Consider the following 18,359-nt stretch of genomic DNA (forward strand, 5'->3'; position numbering starts at 1 on the left):
CACGACCACGATCATGAAAAATTGGCTTCTGAAACTTTGCGCGTCAGCGCTCGTCGCAACCTCGGCGGCTGCGGCGAACGTGCAGGCCGCCGACCTGCACGTCATGAGCTCGGGTGGCTTCACTGCCGCCTATCAAGCCCTTGGTCCGAGGTTCGCGTCCCAGACGGGCAACACACTCGATACCGCGCTCGGCCCGTCGATGGGCAAGTCGCCCGAAGCGATTCCGAACCGGCTCGCGCGTGGCGAGCCTGCGGACGCCGTCATCATGGTTGGCTACGCACTTGACGATCTGATCAAACAGGGCAAGGTCATCCCCGGATCGCGGGTCGAACTGGCCGATTCGCGCATCGGCATGGTTGTGCGCGAAGGTGCCGCGAAGCCCGACATCAGCTCGCCCGAAAGCCTAAGTCAAACGCTGCTGCATGCGAAGTCGATCGCGTACTCGGACAGCGCGAGCGGCGTGTATATCGAGCGGGAGTTGTTCAAGAAGCTCGGCATCGAAGAGCAGGTGAAGTCGAAGGCGAAGATGATTCCGCGGATCCCGGTGGCGTCGGTCGTGGCGAACGGCGACTACGAGATCGGCTTCCAGCAGGTGAGCGAGCTGCTGCCCGTCCAGGGCGCAACCTTCGTCGGCAAGATTCCCGAGTCGCTGCAATCCGTCACGCGCTATGCCGCCGGCATCCCCGTCGGCGCTCAGCATCCGAAGGAGGCGAAGGCGCTGCTCGACTATCTCTCTTCACCCGATGTCCAGGCAGAGGTGCAATCGACTGGGCTCGATTCGGTCCCCGCCCATTGAGGCAGGATCATGGGAAGGCTTGCACCGGGCAGCCTTCCTTCTTGTCGTCTCTGCCGTCGTCAAGCTGATGCATTGCTGCTGGCGGCGGTGGCGCGCTTCGCTTCCATGATCGCCCGGTGAAACGCCTCTGCGGCGGGTGTGAGCGGGCGTCCGCGCCGTTTCACGATTCCCACGCGTCGTTTCACCACCGGTTCGACGAGCGGCACGCTCGTGAGGATAGGGTGGTCGCGTCCGGGCATGGCCATCGATGGCACCGCGGCGACTCCGAGCCCCGCTTCGACCAGCCCGAGCATGGTCGTGACGTGCCGCGTCTCGCACACGCTCGGCGCACGCGGCGCCACAGCGGAGAGCGCCTGGTCGAGCAACAGGCGGTTACCGGAAGTCTTGTCCACCGACACGTACTCGTGCTCGTAAAGCTCGCTCCATGTCACGCGCTTCTTGCGCGCGAGGGGATGGTCGCGGCGGCAGGCGGCAACAAACCGCTCCTGCAGCAGCAGCCTGAACTCGATCTCGGATTCCTGGCTGCCCATGAAGCTCACGCCGAAGTCGGCCTCGCCGCTGATCACGGCGCCAAGCACCTCGTTCGCGCTCGAATCCAGCAGCTTGACCCTGATGCGTGGAAAGCGGCGATGAAAGCTCGCGATGACGTTCGGCAGAAAGTAGTAGGCCACCGAGGGCACGCACGCGATGGTCACATGACCCAGGCGGCTCGATGCCACATCGCGGATGCCAAGCAGCGCGACGTCGAGATCGTCAAGCAGTTGTTCTGCGCTCCGTGCAAACACGCGGCCGACCGTGGTTAGCGTGACGCTGCGCGTGGTGCGCTCGAACAGACGCACGCCGAGCGCTTCCTCGAGTTTGTCGATCCGGCGACTTAACGCAGGCTGGGAAATGCTGACCGACTCGGCCGCCTTGCGGAAGCTGCCCAACTCCACCACCGCGCGAAACGCCTGCAAGTCCGTCAAGTCAAAGTTAATCCCCACGGGGCGGTCTCCGCATTCAGAATGCCGGGTATTTTGCATGATTCCGCGCAGCGCGCCCAAGCGGGGCGAGGGCAGAGTAGCAAGCGGTGACAGTCATGTTTTATTACATCCTTGAGTTGACTGGTCGGCGCGTCGCATAACGTCGCCCGAGCACCAACGGCGAGCCCGATCACTTTATGAGTGAGCGCGATAGTGAGCGGCTAGAATGGATTGGCACGCCTAAGCACACGACGTGCTTCCTGCTTCGCGAGGTCGGCGAGCCTATCGGCGAGATGCGATGAGCATATTCAGGTTTCAATCGGCGACGGAATCGGCATTCCTCAAACGCTCGCACGCGCCCAGCGCGATTCGCGCATGGCTGGTCGATATGCTTTGCTGGCCTGCCCGATTCGAGGATCCGCAGGCCGAACGGGAATTCACGGAAGACTATGGCCGGCGTTTTGCCGATTTCCGCCGTGCGGCGTTAGTGCTCGGAACCCTGATCTGGGTATGTTTCGGCTTTTGGGAAATCAGCCTCGCGCAGACCAGTCCGGTGTTCCGGCCGTACTTTCCCGAGGTTTTCGCGTTCCGCTGCGCTGGCGCGCTAGGCGCGACCGTCGGCATCGTGCTGGCGTTCAAGCTCGAATTTCATCGTGACAAGGTTGCACACTGGATCCTGCTTTCGGGGCTGGCGTTCATGTGTTTCTGCCTGTTGATGCAAACGGTCCTTGCGCCTCGCCCGTTCAATTTCACGCATTTTTTTGTCGGTTTTTATTTAATTCTCTTTTATCTATTTGGCTTTCTCCGCTTGCGGGCCAAGGCGACGCTGATGCTCACCGTGTGTGTGATCGCCGTGATCGTAATGGCGCAACTGGTCACGCAGGCGGTCGAGCCGGAAAACTTCGCAGCGGGCATGTTCTACCTGTTGAACGTCGCGGTTCTGGGCCATAGCGTCAACGTGAATGCCGAGCGTCATGTGCGCGACCGCTACGTCGCCGTTCAGGCGCTTGCGCATAGCAACGATGCGCTGCAAAGCGCCAACGCCGAACTCGCGCAAAAGCACCATGACCTCGAACGCGCCCGGCGCGACCAGCAAACGAAGTCTGAAGCCCTGATCGCCTTGCGCGAGCAGCAGCGCGAAGCCGCTGAGCAGGCGAGCCGGGCGAAATCGCGCTTTCTGGCGGCGGCAGCGCATGACCTGCGCCAGCCCATGCATGCGCTGAACCTCTTTCTTGCCGCCGCCGACGAAGCGCTCGAAGCGCGCGACGTCGAAGCATCGAGCAAGCTGATTGGCGAAGCGCGCAAGGCGTCGGTCCTGACGGGGCGTCTCTTCAACGCGGTGCTCGACCTGTCGAAGCTCGAGTCGGGGCACGTCGAGCCGAGCTATACGAGCGTCGACCTGAGCCACGTGACCGAGGAGACGGTCGCGCAGCTCGCGTCGTTCGCGGCGAGCCGCGGCGTGACGCTGCGCTACGCAAAAGCACTGCAAAAACCCGCATGGGTACGCACGGACGCCGACTGGATTCCCCGTGTGCTGAGCAACCTCATCGCGAACGGCATCAAATATTCGGATCCGTCGAAAGCGGGGCGCTCCACGGTTCTCGTGGGTTTGGTTCGGATGCCGAATTATGTGCGGCTTGACGTGCTCGATAACGGTATCGGCATCGCATCGGAGCATTGGGACACGATCTTCCAGCCGTTCGTTCAGCTCGGCAACCCGGAGCGGGACCGCGAGAAAGGGCTCGGACTCGGGCTGTCGATTGTGAATGCGGTGGTGTCCCTGCTAGAAGGGCACCGTCTCGAACTCAAGTCGATCGAGGGACGCGGGTCGCGCTTCTCGGTGCGCTTGCCGGTGGCGGATCCATTTGCGCTCCAGGATGCCGCGATAGCGCCCGCCGATGCCGCTTCGTCGCCTTCGCCGTCGTCGCTGCGGGGCCTCTACGTGTTGCTGGTCGAGGACGACAGCCTGGTGCGCGCGTCGATGGAAGCGCTGTTCGCGCGCTGGGGCGTGCTGTCCGATTCGGTTCGCTCCGCGGCGGAACTCAACGATCTGTTGCAGTCGATCGAGCGCGTGCCGGATCTCGTCATCAGCGACTACCGGTTGCCGGAGATGTCGACTGCCCACGACGTGATCCGTCTGCTGGGCGAGCATTTTGCGCGGCCCGTGCCGTGTCTCGTGGTGACGGGTGAAGCCGTGGCCAGCACGCAAGGTGTGTTGCCGGAGCGCTGCGTGCTCAGCAAGCCGTTGGCGCCTGACCTGCTGATTGCGCGCATGCTCGAATTGACGGAGGCCGCGACCCGGCCGAATTAGACCGCCGGCGCGTGCGCAACGGTGGGAATCTCAATGCCGCGCCGCGCCATCTCGACGATCAGGAACGTGCGCCGCGAGACGTTGAAGCGGCTCAGCAGATCGCTGATGTACTCCTTGGCGGTGTTCTCCGAGATATTCATCTTTCTCGCGATGGCCTTGTTCGACATGCCCTGCAGGAGAAAACCCAAGGTTTGCGCGAGCCGCGGCGGCAGGTTCAGCGAGTCGATCGGAATGCCCTTGCTCGGCCCTGGCGACTGCGGGGTATGGCCGCCTTTACCAAGTACGCTGTTGGGCAGATAAACCCGCCCATTCAGGATCGTCTGCAGCGCTTCACGGAACACCGCGCCGCCTTCCTCGCTGGCCTTCGAGATAAAGCCGCCAGCGCCATTCTTGATGCAGTCCAGCACCGTCTCGCGGTCGTCCTGCGCGGACAGCATCACCACATGCGCCGCACGCTCGTTGTCCTGCAGCCAGCGCAGCAGGTCGAGCCCGGTGTGATTGTTCCCGATCTGGTAATCGAGAAAAACCAGGTCGTAAGCCTTGTTCTGCAGCCGCTCGACAGCAGCGTCGTACGAGCCCGCCTCGTCGATGTCGAGCGTCGGCTCCGAGCTCAGGATCAGGCTCTTCATCGCGATACGCGTCAAACCCTCGTCTTCGACGAGCAGTACGTGGCGGAAATACAGGTTGTCCATCGGGCGCCTCTCAAGTCGAGACCATCGTACCCGCAATCCTTCCGGTTGCGATCCCCCCATAGCGGGGGACGCTTGTGGGGCCGCCTTCTGGAGGCGTTTTTCCCCCGGCATGGCCGGTTTTTCGAAAGCCCCGGCACGCGCACGATGAAGTCTCTGCAGTTCGGACGTGCTGTCAGGTCGTGAGGAACACCACCATGCATACGCCGCATCCCGACTTCAAAAGCCTGCTGAACATTTTCCGTTTCGCCCCGGATGACGAAACCCGCGCGCGTCCGTGCCAGCCGGAGCCTGAACCGGCGACGCCGCCGGACGCCACGATCCTGGCGGAACTGCTGCGGGCGCGGGCCCTCATGGTCCGCATCGAGTCGAGCGGCGTGAAATTCCCGGACCAGATCGACGACGTTCTCGTCCAGGCGCTGAGCGCCTATGACCAGAGGCGCTGGACGGAGCAGATCGACCGGAGCTTCTGCATCACGTTGAGCCTGCTGGAGTCAATCGCGCGCCACCGGCGCGGCGCCGTGGCGGCGCACCCGGTGTGCACGGATGCGACCCTTGTTAATCACGACAATCCGCCCCCGGCGGTCGTCATCAGCGAGCGCCGCAATGCACTCGACGGCAATTGGTGAGCGATCAACGCCTGAGCAGCGTGGCCGACGAGGAGATCGTGCGATGCAAGACAATTCCATCGAGTACGGCGCCTTTGATGAGCGACGCCTGGAATCCCTGCTTGCGCAGGAGCGCGAAGGCGAGATGCGAGGCAGGCAGCCAGGGCGCGAGAAAGCGATTCAGGTAAAGACAGAGACAGAACGGCGGCCTCACAGTCCCTACACTGTCCACAATCTCGACACCGCAATTGCACACCTCGAAAGCGCGATCGGCGCGGACAAGGCAATGGCGATTTTCGGTGCGAGCTATTGGCACTCTCGCGTGCTCGAACTCCGATCGACGCCGGGCATCATGCATATTCAGGAGCGTCGGCTGCAGTGTTTGCTCGATCGGTTCGCGGCCAGATCCGGGGGGCAAGAAGTTGACTGAGTCGTGCCTGAAACGGGGGAACAAAAAATATCGAAAACGTACGGGAAGCGCGAGAGACCACCTGAAACAAAAAAATATCGAATACGCACGAGAAGCGCGAGAGACCACCTGAACAATCAGAAAAAAACAATAACGTGCATTAGCGGGAACGCGCTGCTGTCATCGGACGCAGCAGCGCGCGGGATTCCGTTGTCGGCCCAGGAATAAAAACAGGGCTATTTGGCGTTCGCCGTGCGGTGCGCGTAGTGCGTCGCACGGCATTTATTTTCTTCACACGCGCCACGTGACACTCACCGGCGCCGCAAAGACTCGTCGCGCTCGAACAACTCGATGAGCCAGTCGATGAACACGCGCACTTTCGCGCTCAGATAGCGATTGGGCGGATAGATCACATACACGGGATAGCTCGGCTGCGGCCAGTCTTCGAGCAGCGGCACGAGCTTTCCGGCGGCGATGGCGTCGCGCACCGAGTAAGTGGGGGCCTGGATGATGCCGAGGCTCGCGAGGCCGGCTGCCAGATAGGTGTTCGTATCGTTGACGATGAGCCGGTGTTTGAGCGGCAGGCCTTCTTTGCGATCGTCGTACAAAAACGGAAACGACGCTGGATAACCGGGGCCCGCCGGTATCATGCCGATGGTCGGAAAGTCGCTCAACGCGTCCGGCGAGATGGGGGTGCCGTGCGCATCGATCAACGCCGGTGCCGCGCACGTGGTGAAGCCAAAGGCGCCGATCTGCCGTGCGACGAGGAACGGCTCGTCGACCTTGCCGGCGCGGATCGCGCAGTGAAAGCCCTCGGCAATCAGGTCGGCGCGCTCGTTGCCGACTTCGAGCTCGATCTGCACGTCCGGATAGGTGCGGTAGAAGTCATCGAGCGCCGGAGCCAGCACCAGCGTGCTGATCGCCGTCGCGGCATCGACACGGATCTTGCCCGACGGCCTGGTCCGCGCATGCGTCGTCGACGATTCGATGTCCGCGAGGTCGGCGAGCAGGCGCACGACACGGTCGTAGTAGAGCGCGCCTTCCGGCGTGACCGTCACCGAGCGCGTGGTGCGATGCAGCAGGCGCACCTTCAGGTCTTCCTCGAGCTTCTGGATGAGCCGTGTCAACGACGCGTTCGGCATGTCGAGCGTTTCGGCCGCCTTCGTGAACGTGCCGGCTTCGACCACGCGCACGAATGCGTTCATCGCTGCGATGCGGTCCATGACAGGCGTCTCCGTTCGAAGGGACGACGCCATTAGACTGCACAATCGCCATGCGCGCTTTTAGCGGCCTTTGAAGTCCATCGCCGGGCGCGGGCGGCCCGCGTTCAGCGCATCGACGGCGGAGCGCAGCCCGCGTTGCACGTCGTCGGTTTCGAACAGCGGCATCGCGACATCGAGCATCGCTTCGTCCGCGGCCGCCACGCCGCCAACGGCCCACGCGCGCAGCAGCGCCTTATGCGCGGCATACGCACGCGTGGGGCCGCTCGCGAGCTTGCGCGCGAACTGGGCCGCTTCTTCCAGCAGGTCCGTGTCGGCCACCACGCGGTTCACGACACCGAAGCGTTCCATGGTGGCCGCGGGCACCTTCTCGGACGTCAGCGCCCATTCGGAAGCGCGCGAGCGTCCCGCGCGTTCCGCGACCCGGTAGATCCCGCCGAGCACGGTGACGATGCCGAGCGTCTGCTCGGGATGGCGGAACGTTGCCGATTCGGCCGCGAAGATCACGTCCGCGCGCAGCGCAAGTTCGAAGCCGCCGCCGAAGCACAGGCCCTGCACAGCGGCGACGACGGGCATCGGCAGCTTTTCGAAACGGTTGAACACGGACATGTAGTGGCCGAAACGCGCGCGCAGTTCGCGCACATTCGCATCGGGCCAGTTCATGATGTCGCCACCGAACGAGAAGTTTTCGCCGGCGCTGCGTACGAGCACCGCGCGTGCGTCGCTGCTCTCAATTGCGGTGACGGCTGCGGCCAGTTCATCGATCATCTGGTCGTCGATGCGGTTCTGCGGCGGGCGGTCGATGACGATCGTCGCGAGCGCGTCGTCGAATGTCAGTGTCAGGTGAGCCATGGGGTGGTCCTCGATCGTGAGCGGAGTGGATTAGCCGAGATGCTGCTTGAACCACTCGAGCGCAGCCTGGCTGGAGATCTGAAACTGCGACAGATACGGATCGAAGTGCCCGCCTTCGATCGTCACGAGTCGCTTGGGCTGAAGCGCGCGTTCGTAGGCAGCCAGTTCGAGGTCCGTCAGCGTGATTGCGTCGCGCGTGGCGACCACCATCAGCAAGGGAGTGGGCGAGACACGTGCGATCCACTGGCCCGGCTCGTACATGCGCGCGGCGCGCGTCGAGCGCACGGTCACGTTGTTTTCCCACACGCCTTCCGGGAGGGACTGCAGATAGAAGTCGATCGCATCCTTTGCGCGATACGACGCGGCGACCGCGGGATCGGCACTTACGATCGCCTGGCGCCGCGGCGCCTCGCCACGCAGTTGCGCGCGGTCGTCGTCGGCGAACGCTTCTTCGACCGCCGCGACGTTCTCAGGGGCAATGCGGCGCAGTCCCTGTTCGTAGCCGCTGATCGTCGGCACCTGGGCGACGACGCAGCGCAACCGCCGTTCGGTCGCGCCCAGCACGATGGCGTGGCCGCCCGCATAGCTCGTGCCCCAGAGGCCGATGCGCGCCGGATCGACCACGTCGAGGCTTTCGAGGTAAGTGATGGCGCGCCGCCAGTCCGCGATCTGCCGCCACGGATCGATGTCGTGGCGCGGCGTCCCCTCGCTCGCGCCGAAGCCGCGATGGTCGTGCAGCAGCACGACGAAGCCCGCTTCGGCGAAGGCGCGCGCGAACGGTTCGAGGCCGTGCTGCTTCACGCCGGCATAGCCGTGCGCCATCGTGATGGCGGGGTGAGGGCCGTCGCCTGCGGGCGTGAAGAGCCAGCCGCGCAGCTTGACGCCGCCGTCCACTTCGAATTCAACATCGCTACGTTGCACCATTTCACTCTCCTGGAATCGGGATGATTGCGTGCGGGTATTACCCGTCACACGCCGGGATAAAAGAGGCTCGCGTCGACCGTGCCCTGGAGGCGACGGCCGAGTTCGGCCGAGAATTTCAGCGCGCCGCCGAGCGGCCGATGATGGATCGCCACGTGGACGATCTTGCCCGCCGTGTTCTTTGTGAGCACTGTGACGCCGCGCATGCGCTCGCCGCCGAACGCCTGGACTTCCCATTCGAGGTAGTCGCGCAGCCCGTTGTGGGCCTCATGGGTGAACGAGAGCGCCTCGTAGATCTTGCTGGCGGTGGTCATCACGGTCTTGACCTGTTCGATGCCGACGGCCGGCTTCGCGAGCACGCTCGCTTCGAGCACGACGCTCGCTGCGAACGAATCGGCAAAGGCATCGGCGGACTTCTGCTCGAACGCGCGCGTCCATCCTTGCGGCGCGACCGGCGCGTCCGGCTGATGCGCGACGTTGGGCGCATGCTCGACGTTCGCGAAAAACGGCCCGATGACGCCTGCGACCGCAAGCGGCTGCTCGACATGCGGCCAATGGCCCGCGCGCTCGATCGACGCGATGGCTGGCGCCTTGAAGCGCGGCATCACGCCCGACGAGATCATCGCGAAGTCGACGAAGTTGTCGCCGTCGCCGCGGACGATAAGGACCGGGCCGCGGTAACGGGAGGGTTCGGCGCCGGACGGATGGCCCGCGTTCCATAGATCGGCAAACTCGCCGACGGCCTTGGCGGCGACGCGATCGCCAAGCTGGCCAAGGCGCTCGAGTCGCGTGTCGTCGAGACTCACCAAGACATTGCGGCGCAATTCGCGTTGCGCTGCCGGATTGCCGCCGATCGCATGGAATGCGCTCATGGCTTCGCTGGGCAGCCCCGCGCCGCCCAACGGCACCGGCGTCAACAGCACGAGGCCGCGAACCTGCTGGTCCAGCCGTTGTGCGACGAGCTCCGCGATCTGCGCCCCCATGCTGTGGCCGACCAGCACGACAGGCCGCGACAGTGCGCGAACCTGGGTCGTGACGTCGGCAGCGAGTCGGTCGAGGCTGAACGGGCCGGGTTCGTCGGCGCGCGCGCCCATGCCCGGCAGATCGACGCACAGTGCGCCGTCCGCGCGGTGGCCGAGGTGCCGCGTCACGTCGTCCCATATCTGGGCGCCGTCGAGAAACCCGTGGATGAATACGAGCGTGGGCTGGGTCGAATGAGTCGGATGCATGCTTGTTTCTCTCGCTGGCGTTTCGAAGATCGGCATTGCTTAGCGGGTGGCGCCGGATGCGGACCAGTTCGCGGCATCGACTGGCGAGTAGCCATCTTCGAAGTCGTCGAGCCGGCCAATGCGCTTGTTCTGCAGGCGAGCGAGCACCTCGGGTGCGAGCGGCGTGGTGAACGCGCTCTGTACCACCGTGTATTCCGCAGCGAGGCGGCCGACCGCCTGCAGGGCGGCCGTGTCGATGCGGCCGCGCTCGAGGTAGAGGTCGTCGCGAATCTGGAAGCGCAGCACTTCGCCGAAGATCACGTGGTCGTAGTCGCTGATCTGGATGATCCGGTCGAGCTTGCATTCGAGCGCGATGGGCGCGGCCTTCACGCGCGGCGGGCGCACCGTCAGCGAATCGGCCTTCTCGAGTCCGAGTGCGTCGAATTCGTCGACATCGGAGGGGAATTCGTACGCACTGCGATGCAATGCGTCCGCGAGTTCAAGGTTGGGGATGTTGACGACGAACTCGCCGGTGTCGCGGATGTTGACGAAGGTGTCCTTCAACGTCACGCCGTCGGAGCGCGGCTGCATCGAAATGGAAATCATCGGCGGCTTGCGGCCCACGGCGGTGAAGAACGAGATCGGCGCGAGGTTGGCGACGCCATCCGTGGAAATTGTGCTGACCCAGGCGATGGCGCGCGGCAGGATCGAGCCGATCAACAGCTTGTAATTTGCAGCGGCGTCCTGAGTGGAGGGATCGATGATCATGATGAATGTCCTTGAAAAGAGGTTCGGAGTCCGGAGTTATGCGCGGCGACGTGCGACGATCAGCTTTGCGGTCATGTTCTGCACGACCTGGCCTTGCTGATTGAGCGTTCTGGAGCGCAGCACCAGCGTGCCGAGATCGGCGCGCGAGCGCGAGGGAACCAGCTCCATCACTTCGCTTTCGACATGCAGCACGTCGCCGGGGCGCGTCGGCATCTTCCACTCGATCTCGCAGCCCGCGCCGAGCACGCCACCCGCCAGCTTCGGGCCGTCGTCGACGAGCAGGCGCATCGTCATCGCTGCGGTATGCCAGCCGCTCGCGGCGAGTCCGCCGAACATCGTTTCGCGGGCCGCATCGTCGTCGAGATGGAACGGCTGCGGATCGAACTCCGCGGCGAAGCGTTTGATGTCGGCGGCGCTGACTTCATGCGTGCCTGTGGTGAAGGTGTCGCCGACCTTGAGGTCGTCGAAGTAGAGCGTTTCCTGACTCATGAACGTGTCCTTTCAGGGGGGGAGCAAGCTAGCCGTTAGAGCTTGCTTGCTGCCCCGTGGAACCTGAAGCTACTGTAGGCAACGTCCGGGAAGGGAGAAAGAGGGTGGCGCTGAAAGCGGCATTCCAATCCGGTCAATAATCGGCGCAGGCCGCGGCCCGGCGCCGTTACGCCTCGCCGTTACGCCTCGCCGTTACGTTTGGTCGAGCCACTCGACGATATTGCGGACGGTATCGCCGTAAAAGGTCCGGTACATTTCGCGCGTCACATAGCCGATATGCGGCGTGACGAGCACGTTGTCCGTGTTGCGCAGCGGGTCGTTCGGCGCGAGCGGCTCGGTGTCGTACACATCGAGGGCGGCGCCCGCGATCGTTCCGCTTTTCACCGCCGCGAGGAGCGCAGGGACATCGACGATCGGGCCGCGCGACGTATTGACGATGCGGCTCGTGGGCTTCATTTGCGCGAGTTCCGCGGCGCCGACCAGACCCCGCGTGCGCTCGCTCAGGCGCACATGAACCGAGAGAAAATCGGCGGTCGAGAACAGCGTGTCCTTGTCGACCAGCTGGACGCCTTTCGACTCCGCACGCTCGGCCGTGAGATTCTGGCTCCAGGCGATCACATTCATCCTGAACGCCTGGCCGATCACGCCCACCGCCGAACCCACACGGCCCAGCCCCAGCAGGCCGAGCGTCTTGCCCGAGAGTTCCGTACCGAGCGACGTCTGCCAGCCGCCCTCGCGCACCGACCGGTTCTCGGCGGCCAGATTGCGGGCCATCGCCAGAATCATCGCCCACGTGAATTCGATGGTGTGGGTGGACCAGTATCCGGTGTCGGTGACCTTCACGCCGCGATCCGCCGCGGCTTGCATGTCGATCGAGGCGTTGCCCGCACCCGTCGAGGCGATCAGCTTGAGATTGGGCAGGCGCTCGATGATCTCGCGCGTGAGCGGTGTTCGTTCGCGCATCACGCATAGCACGTCGAACGGTTCGAGTCGTTCGACGATTTGCTCGCTTTGCGCGACGTGGTCGTTGAAAACCGTGATTTCCGCGCGGCCTTGCAGCGGCGACCAGTCCGCCATCTCGAGCGCGACGTTCTGGTAGTCGTCGAGGATGGCGACACGGACAGGGGATGGGCTGGACATGGGTGCGACCTCCTCCAGGGATGATTCGGCCGGCTCATGGCTGACACGTCATGCGGCCTGAGCCTCGAAGACGGGATAGTCGGTGTATCCCTCGGCCGTTGGTCCATAAACGTTCGGCCAGTTCACCTGCGCAAGCGGTGCGCCAATGGCGAGCCGTACCGGCAAATCCGGATTGGCAATGAACGGGCGGCCGAAGGCGACCATATCGATCAGCCCGGCTTCGATCAGCCGATTGCCGCGCGCGGGATCGATATTCACGTTGCCAATAATAGGCCCGCGATAGAGATCGCGGAAATGCCGGAACATGCCGTCACCTTCCATGGCGGCCAGCGGCGTGGCCGAGAGGTCTGCCATGGCGCCCATCAGAAGCAGATGCGAAAGATCGAAATCGTTGAGCCGGCCGATGACGTATTCGGACGTCGCGAGGGTTTCGTCAGTGGAAACGAAGGCGCCCGTTTCGGATGTGGCGGGCCCGGTCTTGATACCGGTTCGGTGCGCGCCGACCGCTTCGACCACCGTTTCCAGAACCTCGAACAGGAAGCGTGCGCGATTCTCGGTCGAGCCGCCGTATTCGTCGTTGCGCAGATTGGTTCGAACGCTGAGAAACTGGTTGAATAGGTAGTGAAAGCCGCCCTGAATCTGCACGCCGTCGAAGCCGGCCGCGATGGCGTTGCGCGCGGCCCGGCCAAAATCGGCGACTGTGCGGCGAATTTCGTCCTTGCTCATGGGGCGCGGGACGACGGTGTCCTTATGGCCGCCCGCGGTCACGCTCTGCTGCTGCGGATTGACCGCTGAGGCGGAGAGCGGTGCGTTGCCGCTGTGGAAATCCGGGTGCCCGAGCGAGCCGGTGTGCCAGAGTTGCGCGACGATCCGGCCGCCGGCGCGGTGCACGGCGTCCGTGACCACGCGCCAGCCACGCACCTGGGCCTCGCTCCAGAGGCCTGGCACGTCGGCCCAGCCAACCGCCTCGGGACTCACGAAAACGCCTTCGCTGATGATGAGCCCCGCCGAGGCGCGCTGCGCGTAGTACTCGGCATGCAGGCGGGTCGGTGCAAGGTGGGGGTTCGCTGCGCGCATGCGCGTGAGCGGCGCCATCGCGATGCGGTTGGGCAATTCGAGGTCGCCCAGAAGGATCGGCCAGAGCAGCGCCTGATTGCTGTCGTTTTTCATGGTGTTTCCGGAGATATTGGAAAGGCCCGCTTATTCGGAGCCGAATTCAAGCGTGCGAAAGTCGATCGATACGAGCAACGGCTCGCCGATCTTTTGTCGCGCCTCGTCGTGGGCAAAGACGCGTCGCGTCGTCGGCACCATCACGCCATTGACGTTGCGGTAGTCGGAGGCATAGTTGGCGCCCGGTGCGCCGCCCATCACGTCGACGGTGTAGTCGTGGCGGCGCAGCAGGCCATCCGCGCCGAAGTATGAAATCTGCTCGCGGCTGTGACTGGCAATCGAATCGGGAAACGTGACCTTCAGCCGTCGCCAGACTTCGCCGTTCTCCTCCCATTCAGGCAGTTCTGCCGTGTGGAAGCCGGGGTAGGTATAGAGAAACGGGATCGTCAGGTAGGTCCAGAGCGCGTAGCCGGTGAAGTACAGCGCGTGCAGGCGATCCCATAAGGTATCCTGAACATGGCCTCGATAAAAATCTCGCGGTGCGCGCCGCTCCTCGGCGGCCTGGCCCACAAGCGACTCGATGCGCACGGCTTCTGGCGTGAACGAGCCTTGCCAGCCGGCTGTCGGCTGCATGATCGAGACGTGCTGGCGGGTCAGGCTTGCCACCAGTTCGATATTGCGGAACATATCGGGCTGGCCTTTGAGGTGCCATATGCCGCCGCCGATATCGAGCGTGGCCGAAACGGTACGCAGCTTCTTCCAGTTGTCGATGCCGCCGTGCGCCTCCACGGCGCGTTCGAGCAAAGTACTCATCGCTTTTCCTTGTCTTAGCGGTTGCCGCGAGCCTTATTGCTCACCCGGGAAGGTGTTGCCGAACATCGGATAGCCACCGGCCGACTCGCTGCGCGTGGGCTCGTCCTGCAGCACGTCCCAATGCTCGATGAGCTTGCCGTCCTCGATGCGCAGAATATCGACGGCGATCATGGCGGCGGGCGTGGCCGAACTGGTGTAGCGGCTGTGCACCCAGACGAAGTCGTCTTTGGCGATCACCATGTCGTACTCGAAACGCAGGTCCGGGAGCGAGCGCACGAGGCCGAACAGCCCATCGCGTCCGGCCGGAACGTGCCGGCTGTGCTGCACGTAGTCGTCGGACCAGAACTGTGCGGCCTTGTCGAAGTCCTTCTTGTTGAACAGCGTTTCGAGCGCTTCGAGAACGAGCGCCGTGTTCTTTGCTTCGGATGTCGTGGTCATGGCGTAGCTCCTTTCACTCGACGGGGATCGGGTTGTCGGCGACGAACTGGTTGAACTGTTCGACGAAGGCGTGCTCGTTGGGGCCTGCGTTATCGCGCATCGGCTTCGCCGCGTCCACCACGACCTCGGTCGTCGCGGTTTCAAGCAGCTTCAGCGTTTCGGCGATGAATGCGTCGAGCGGCATGGCGCGCGGATCGCCGCTCTTGTGAACGAGGTCGGTATCGACCCAGGGCGGCGCGATCTCGAGCACCTTCACGCTTGTATTACGCAGTGCGAAGCGTTGCGAAAGCGTGTACGAATGAATCGCGGCCTTGGTCGCGGAGTAGAGCGCCGTGGCCGCGAGCGGCACGTACGCGAGCACGGAACTGTTGTTGACGATGTACGACTCGGACTGTTGTTTCAGGTGCGCCACGAACGCGGCGCTCACGCGAACCGGCCCGAGCAGGTTCGTGTCGACGAGACGCACGGCCTGCTCGTCGTCGAGTGCGCCGCCGGCGTCGTCGAACGGCATGATGCCCGCGTTGTTGATCACGACGTTCAGTGACGGATAACGCGCGATCAACTGCGCGGCGACTTCGCGAATCTGCGTGGCGTCGCCGATGTTGAGTTCGACGGTATCGATACCGGGATTGTCGCGGGCGATCTCGTCGAGCAGCGCCTTGCGCCGCCCCGCGACGATGACTTTGTTGCCACCGCTGTGGAGGGCTTCTGCGAGTGCGCGGCCGATGCCCGAGGTGCCGCCGGTGATGAAGACCGTATTTCCGCTGAGTTTCATGGTGATGCTCCTGAGGGTGGTGAGGGTGAACAAACGCTTCGAAGCGGCTACCCGGCTAACCGGCCGCAAGGTGAAGCTGGAGGAATCGGCTTGCCGCGAGCAGTGCGGGCGTGTGCGCCGCGATGCCGTTGCGCGTCGTCTCGGCGTAGCGCTCGCATTGCGTCGGCACGCCCGCGGTGATCAGCGCGGCGGCATAGTGTTCCGCTTCGGCGTGCAGCGGGTCGTGCTCGACGCTGGCGATGAACGCCGCCGGCAGCTTCGCGAGGCGACGCGATTCGAGGGGCGCGGCATAGGGATGAATGCGCTGCGCGAAGGAGGGCAGGTAGGCCTGCCAGGCGTGCGCCAGCGCGTCGAGCTTCGGCGCTGCATTGCGGGCGTCGGGACCGACGCGCGTCATGCTGGGATCGAGCAGCGGCGCGAACAACAGCTGGGCGCGCACGCAGATGTCGCCGCGATCGCGCGCGACGGCGGCGAGCCCCGCCGCGATGTTGCCGCCCGCGTCGTGACCGGCGACGGCCATACGCCTTTTGTCTGCGCATACCGTGCCGGCTTGCGCACGCGCCCACTGCAAGGCGCGGTGTGCGTCTTCCAGCGCGCTCGGAAACGGAAAAGCGGGCGCGAGCGAGTAGTCCACCGACAGCACCCAGGCGTGCGCCTCGAGCGCGAGCGTGCCGCACGCGGCAGCGGTTTCGTCAAGCGTGCCGGCGGTGAAGAGACCGCCGTGAAAGTAGAGGACGATCGAGAGGCGGCGCTCCCGTCGTCCGGGCCTGAAGCTGCGCACGGCAACCGGCTGGCTGTAGCCGTCGATGCGCACTTCCTCGACCAGCAGATTCGAATCCGAAACGGTAGACATGCCGTTCAACGCATTGCGTTCTCACTGAAACGAACAATGGTCGAATTGTGGTTTCTACCGCTGGGCCGATAAATCTCGCGTTCGCCTCAACAGTGTTATCGGGAAAGAGAACAATGCCCGGTCTGCGCGTGTAATTGTGCCGGGCATCACGCGAGCGGCTGCGCTTCGTCCCCCGCCAGGTCGGCCCCGTCGGCGTTCTGGGCGTCCTGGGCATCGATGCTCGTCGGGCGGCAGCGCGCTTCGGCTTCCGGGGTGCTGGACATCAAGGGGTTGGTGCGGAACAGCTCGGCGATCCAGTCGATGAACGAGCGCACGGTGGCGGAGAGGTGGCGGCTGTGCGGATAAACCGCGGAAATGGGCAGCGTGGGCGGCTTCCACGGTGAAAGGATCTCGACCAGCGCGCCCGATTCGAGGTAGGGCAGCGCGATGAAGCGGGCGCCCTGGGCGATCCCAAGGCCACTCAGCGCGCCGCCCAGATAGGCCTCGGCGTCGTTCACGGCGATCGCGCCGGGCATCTTCACCTCGGCCACCTCGCCGCGGTCGGTTTCGAACGTGAGGGGCATGACGCGGCCGGTGCGGGGCCAGTAGTAGTTCACCGCGCGGTGACTGGCCAGTTCGGCCAAAGTTTGCGGGGTGCCTGCCTTCTTGAGATACGCGGGGCTCGCGACCGTGACGGCCTGGTAGACGCCGACGCGCCGCGCCACCAGCGACGAATCCTGCAAGGTCCCGATGCGCACCACGCAGTCGATGCCCTCCTGAACGAGATCGAGCGGCTTGTCGCCGAGACCGAGCATCAGGTCGATCTCCGGGAACCGCTCGTGGAAGTCGCCCAGCGCGGGCATGACGATGAGGCGCCCGAGCGCGCCGGGCATATCCACGCGCAGCTTGCCGCGCGGGGAGCGCTGCTTGCCGAGAAAAGAGCTTTCGATGTCGTCGATGTCCGCGAGCACGCGCACACACCGCTCGTAGTAGGCCGCGCCATCGGGCGTGAGGTTGAGGCTGCGCGTTGTGCGTTGCAGCAGGCGTGTTTTCAGGTGGGCTTCGAGGCTTTGAACGACCACGGTCACGCGCGCACGCGGCATGTCGAGCGTGTCCGCCGCGCGCGTGAAGCTGTTCGTCTCCACCACGCGGGCAAATACTTTCATCGCTAGCACGATATCCATGTTCTCACCTGGTCGGATCCGGGCGAGGCCAGCACGCCCAGCGCGAAGTCTAAACTGCCGCTGCTGAGCGTGCTACGCGACCGGCGCCGCGGCGCTCCACGGCAACGATGTCTCCGGCGGAAACTCGCTAAACTCGCGCTATGCGCGCCGTCCAGCGCGCACCGCTGGAGATTGCCGATGAAGCTGGTGGGTCCATGGTTTTCCGGCTATACGCGCCGGGTGGGTATCACGCTGAAACTGCTGAAGCTCCCGTTCGAACATCTGCCTTATCACGCCTATCGGGAAGCGGAACGCGTGAGAGCGTTCAGTCCGATGGTGCGGGTGCCTGCATTGCAGCTCGACGACGCTCAGGTGCTCATCGACAGCAGCGCGATCGTCGACTATCTGGACAGCCTCGTGCCGCTCGACCAGCGCCTGATGCCCGCGAGCGGCCCGGAGCGCGTACGCGCGCTGCAACTCGTCGGCTACGGCTGTGCCTGTTACGACAAGCTGGCCCGCTATTGCGACGAACTGATGCTGCGTCCTGAGGCTCACCGGTTGGCGCACCTGCAGACCGGATACCGGGAGCAGATGGAGAGCGGCTTTCGTGTGCTGGAGGCCGCGCAGGCGGACCCGTGGTTGCTCGGCGCTCGCATCTCGCAGGCCGATATCATGGCTGTCGTGGCTTTTCAAAGTGCCTCGGTGGTGATCCCGCGCACCTTCAACAGCGCATCGTTCCCGCGACTGGCTGCGCTGGTGGACCAGGCGATGCAACTCACGGCGTTTTCCTCGACGCTCCCCGACCTGGCGGATCTGCAAGCCTCGGGGCTCATCGGCGCGGACAACGGCGTTTAG

General features: G+C 64.3%; 20 protein-coding genes. 5 read left to right on the forward strand and 15 right to left on the reverse strand.

Annotated elements, in window-relative coordinates; genetic code table 11:
- The first annotated feature begins 13 nt into the window (after positions 1–13).
- Positions 14–796 carry a substrate-binding domain-containing protein gene (locus VSR72_RS23110; protein WP_342954661.1) on the forward strand — a complete coding sequence of 261 codons (783 nt, stop codon included), beginning with the start codon at positions 14–16 and terminating at the stop codon, positions 794–796.
- Positions 797–855: 59 nt separating this feature from the next.
- Here the strand turns inward: VSR72_RS23110 and VSR72_RS23115 are convergent, their stop codons facing one another.
- On the reverse strand, positions 856–1,779 hold the full coding sequence (locus VSR72_RS23115; protein ID WP_342954662.1) for a LysR family transcriptional regulator: 924 nt from the start codon (positions 1,777–1,779) through the stop codon (positions 856–858).
- A 277-nt stretch (positions 1,780–2,056) separates the two neighbouring features.
- Between VSR72_RS23115 and VSR72_RS23120 the strand changes: the two genes are divergently transcribed.
- Positions 2,057–4,069 (forward strand): hybrid sensor histidine kinase/response regulator, encoded by a 2,013-nt coding sequence (locus VSR72_RS23120; protein WP_342954663.1) that lies wholly within the window; start codon positions 2,057–2,059, stop codon positions 4,067–4,069.
- On the opposite strand, the gene VSR72_RS23125 is transcribed toward VSR72_RS23120, so the two are convergent.
- On the reverse strand, positions 4,066–4,761 hold the full coding sequence (locus tag VSR72_RS23125) for a response regulator transcription factor (protein WP_342954664.1): 696 nt from the start codon (positions 4,759–4,761) through the stop codon (positions 4,066–4,068). The two genes, VSR72_RS23120 and VSR72_RS23125, sit on opposite strands and share 4 nt — an antisense overlap.
- A gap of 194 nt (positions 4,762–4,955) precedes the next feature.
- Between VSR72_RS23125 and VSR72_RS23130 the strand changes: the two genes are divergently transcribed.
- Complete coding sequence (locus VSR72_RS23130) at positions 4,956–5,387, forward strand: hypothetical protein (protein ID WP_342954665.1); 432 nt, start codon at positions 4,956–4,958, stop codon at positions 5,385–5,387.
- Between the two features lie 43 nt (positions 5,388–5,430).
- Entirely contained in the window at positions 5,431–5,796 is a 366-nt protein-coding gene (locus VSR72_RS23135) for a hypothetical protein (protein ID WP_342954666.1), read from the forward strand.
- A 290-nt stretch (positions 5,797–6,086) separates the two neighbouring features.
- Here VSR72_RS23135 and VSR72_RS23140 read toward each other — a convergent pair whose 3' ends face one another.
- The 13 genes from VSR72_RS23140 to VSR72_RS23200 all read right to left on the reverse strand — a co-directional run bounded on the left by VSR72_RS23140 (position 6,087) and on the right by VSR72_RS23200 (position 17,525).
- Positions 6,087–6,998 (reverse strand): LysR family transcriptional regulator, encoded by a 912-nt coding sequence (locus VSR72_RS23140; protein WP_342954667.1) that lies wholly within the window; start codon positions 6,996–6,998, stop codon positions 6,087–6,089.
- Positions 6,999–7,058: 60 nt separating this feature from the next.
- A complete protein-coding gene (locus tag VSR72_RS23145; RefSeq protein WP_342954668.1) occupies positions 7,059–7,847 on the reverse strand; it encodes an enoyl-CoA hydratase/isomerase family protein in 789 nt (262 codons plus the stop codon).
- 30 nt (positions 7,848–7,877) lie between these two features.
- Positions 7,878–8,771, reverse strand: coding sequence for an alpha/beta hydrolase (locus VSR72_RS23150; protein WP_342954669.1), 894 nt, complete (start codon positions 8,769–8,771; stop codon positions 7,878–7,880).
- Positions 8,772–8,815: 44 nt separating this feature from the next.
- Entirely contained in the window at positions 8,816–9,997 is a 1,182-nt protein-coding gene (locus tag VSR72_RS23155; RefSeq protein WP_342954670.1) for an alpha/beta hydrolase, read from the reverse strand.
- A 39-nt stretch (positions 9,998–10,036) separates the two neighbouring features.
- Entirely contained in the window at positions 10,037–10,744 is a 708-nt protein-coding gene (locus VSR72_RS23160; RefSeq protein ID WP_342954671.1) for a flavin reductase family protein, read from the reverse strand.
- A gap of 36 nt (positions 10,745–10,780) precedes the next feature.
- The gene (locus VSR72_RS23165; protein ID WP_342954672.1) at positions 10,781–11,233 is read right to left on the reverse strand and encodes a MaoC family dehydratase; all 453 of its coding nucleotides are present in this window, start codon (positions 11,231–11,233) and stop codon (positions 10,781–10,783) included.
- A 192-nt stretch (positions 11,234–11,425) separates the two neighbouring features.
- Positions 11,426–12,373, reverse strand: a complete 948-nt coding sequence (locus VSR72_RS23170; RefSeq protein ID WP_342954673.1) for a D-2-hydroxyacid dehydrogenase family protein — start codon at positions 12,371–12,373, stop codon at positions 11,426–11,428.
- 48 nt (positions 12,374–12,421) lie between these two features.
- Entirely contained in the window at positions 12,422–13,543 is a 1,122-nt protein-coding gene (locus VSR72_RS23175; protein ID WP_342954674.1) for an alkene reductase, read from the reverse strand.
- A gap of 30 nt (positions 13,544–13,573) precedes the next feature.
- Positions 13,574–14,296, reverse strand: a complete 723-nt coding sequence (locus tag VSR72_RS23180; RefSeq protein WP_342954675.1) for a hypothetical protein — start codon at positions 14,294–14,296, stop codon at positions 13,574–13,576.
- Positions 14,297–14,329: 33 nt separating this feature from the next.
- On the reverse strand, positions 14,330–14,734 hold the full coding sequence (locus tag VSR72_RS23185) for an ester cyclase (protein WP_342954676.1): 405 nt from the start codon (positions 14,732–14,734) through the stop codon (positions 14,330–14,332).
- Positions 14,735–14,747: 13 nt separating this feature from the next.
- Positions 14,748–15,509, reverse strand: a complete 762-nt coding sequence (locus VSR72_RS23190) for an SDR family NAD(P)-dependent oxidoreductase (protein WP_342954677.1) — start codon at positions 15,507–15,509, stop codon at positions 14,748–14,750.
- A gap of 55 nt (positions 15,510–15,564) precedes the next feature.
- On the reverse strand, positions 15,565–16,362 hold the full coding sequence (locus VSR72_RS23195) for an alpha/beta hydrolase (RefSeq protein WP_342954678.1): 798 nt from the start codon (positions 16,360–16,362) through the stop codon (positions 15,565–15,567).
- Between the two features lie 146 nt (positions 16,363–16,508).
- A complete protein-coding gene (locus tag VSR72_RS23200) occupies positions 16,509–17,525 on the reverse strand; it encodes a LysR family transcriptional regulator (RefSeq protein ID WP_342954679.1) in 1,017 nt (338 codons plus the stop codon).
- A 177-nt stretch (positions 17,526–17,702) separates the two neighbouring features.
- Between VSR72_RS23200 and VSR72_RS23205 the strand changes: the two genes are divergently transcribed.
- Positions 17,703–18,359 carry a glutathione S-transferase family protein gene (locus tag VSR72_RS23205; protein ID WP_342954680.1) on the forward strand — a complete coding sequence of 219 codons (657 nt, stop codon included), beginning with the start codon at positions 17,703–17,705 and terminating at the stop codon, positions 18,357–18,359.

Source organism: Paraburkholderia sp. JHI869, assembly GCF_038900775.1.
Taxonomy (GTDB): Bacteria; Pseudomonadota; Gammaproteobacteria; order Burkholderiales; family Burkholderiaceae; genus Paraburkholderia.

Coding starts and splice junctions, on each gene's coding strand:
- VSR72_RS23205 (WP_342954680.1), top strand. CDS start 17,703: ATGAAGCTGGTGGGTCCATGGTTTTCCGGCTATACGCGCCGGGTGGGT.
- VSR72_RS23180 (WP_342954675.1), bottom strand. CDS start 14,296: ATGAGTACTTTGCTCGAACGCGCCGTGGAGGCGCACGGCGGCATCGAC.
- VSR72_RS23190 (WP_342954677.1), bottom strand. CDS start 15,509: ATGAAACTCAGCGGAAATACGGTCTTCATCACCGGCGGCACCTCGGGC.
- VSR72_RS23175 (WP_342954674.1), bottom strand. CDS start 13,543: ATGAAAAACGACAGCAATCAGGCGCTGCTCTGGCCGATCCTTCTGGGC.
- VSR72_RS23140 (WP_342954667.1), bottom strand. CDS start 6,998: ATGGACCGCATCGCAGCGATGAACGCATTCGTGCGCGTGGTCGAAGCC.
- VSR72_RS23195 (WP_342954678.1), bottom strand. CDS start 16,362: ATGTCTACCGTTTCGGATTCGAATCTGCTGGTCGAGGAAGTGCGCATC.
- VSR72_RS23120 (WP_342954663.1), top strand. CDS start 2,057: ATGAGCATATTCAGGTTTCAATCGGCGACGGAATCGGCATTCCTCAAA.
- VSR72_RS23155 (WP_342954670.1), bottom strand. CDS start 9,997: ATGCATCCGACTCATTCGACCCAGCCCACGCTCGTATTCATCCACGGG.
- VSR72_RS23170 (WP_342954673.1), bottom strand. CDS start 12,373: ATGTCCAGCCCATCCCCTGTCCGTGTCGCCATCCTCGACGACTACCAG.
- VSR72_RS23110 (WP_342954661.1), top strand. CDS start 14: ATGAAAAATTGGCTTCTGAAACTTTGCGCGTCAGCGCTCGTCGCAACC.
- VSR72_RS23150 (WP_342954669.1), bottom strand. CDS start 8,771: ATGGTGCAACGTAGCGATGTTGAATTCGAAGTGGACGGCGGCGTCAAG.
- VSR72_RS23130 (WP_342954665.1), top strand. CDS start 4,956: ATGCATACGCCGCATCCCGACTTCAAAAGCCTGCTGAACATTTTCCGT.
- VSR72_RS23135 (WP_342954666.1), top strand. CDS start 5,431: ATGCAAGACAATTCCATCGAGTACGGCGCCTTTGATGAGCGACGCCTG.
- VSR72_RS23165 (WP_342954672.1), bottom strand. CDS start 11,233: ATGAGTCAGGAAACGCTCTACTTCGACGACCTCAAGGTCGGCGACACC.
- VSR72_RS23160 (WP_342954671.1), bottom strand. CDS start 10,744: ATGATCATCGATCCCTCCACTCAGGACGCCGCTGCAAATTACAAGCTG.
- VSR72_RS23200 (WP_342954679.1), bottom strand. CDS start 17,525: ATGGATATCGTGCTAGCGATGAAAGTATTTGCCCGCGTGGTGGAGACG.
- VSR72_RS23185 (WP_342954676.1), bottom strand. CDS start 14,734: ATGACCACGACATCCGAAGCAAAGAACACGGCGCTCGTTCTCGAAGCG.
- VSR72_RS23145 (WP_342954668.1), bottom strand. CDS start 7,847: ATGGCTCACCTGACACTGACATTCGACGACGCGCTCGCGACGATCGTC.
- VSR72_RS23125 (WP_342954664.1), bottom strand. CDS start 4,761: ATGGACAACCTGTATTTCCGCCACGTACTGCTCGTCGAAGACGAGGGT.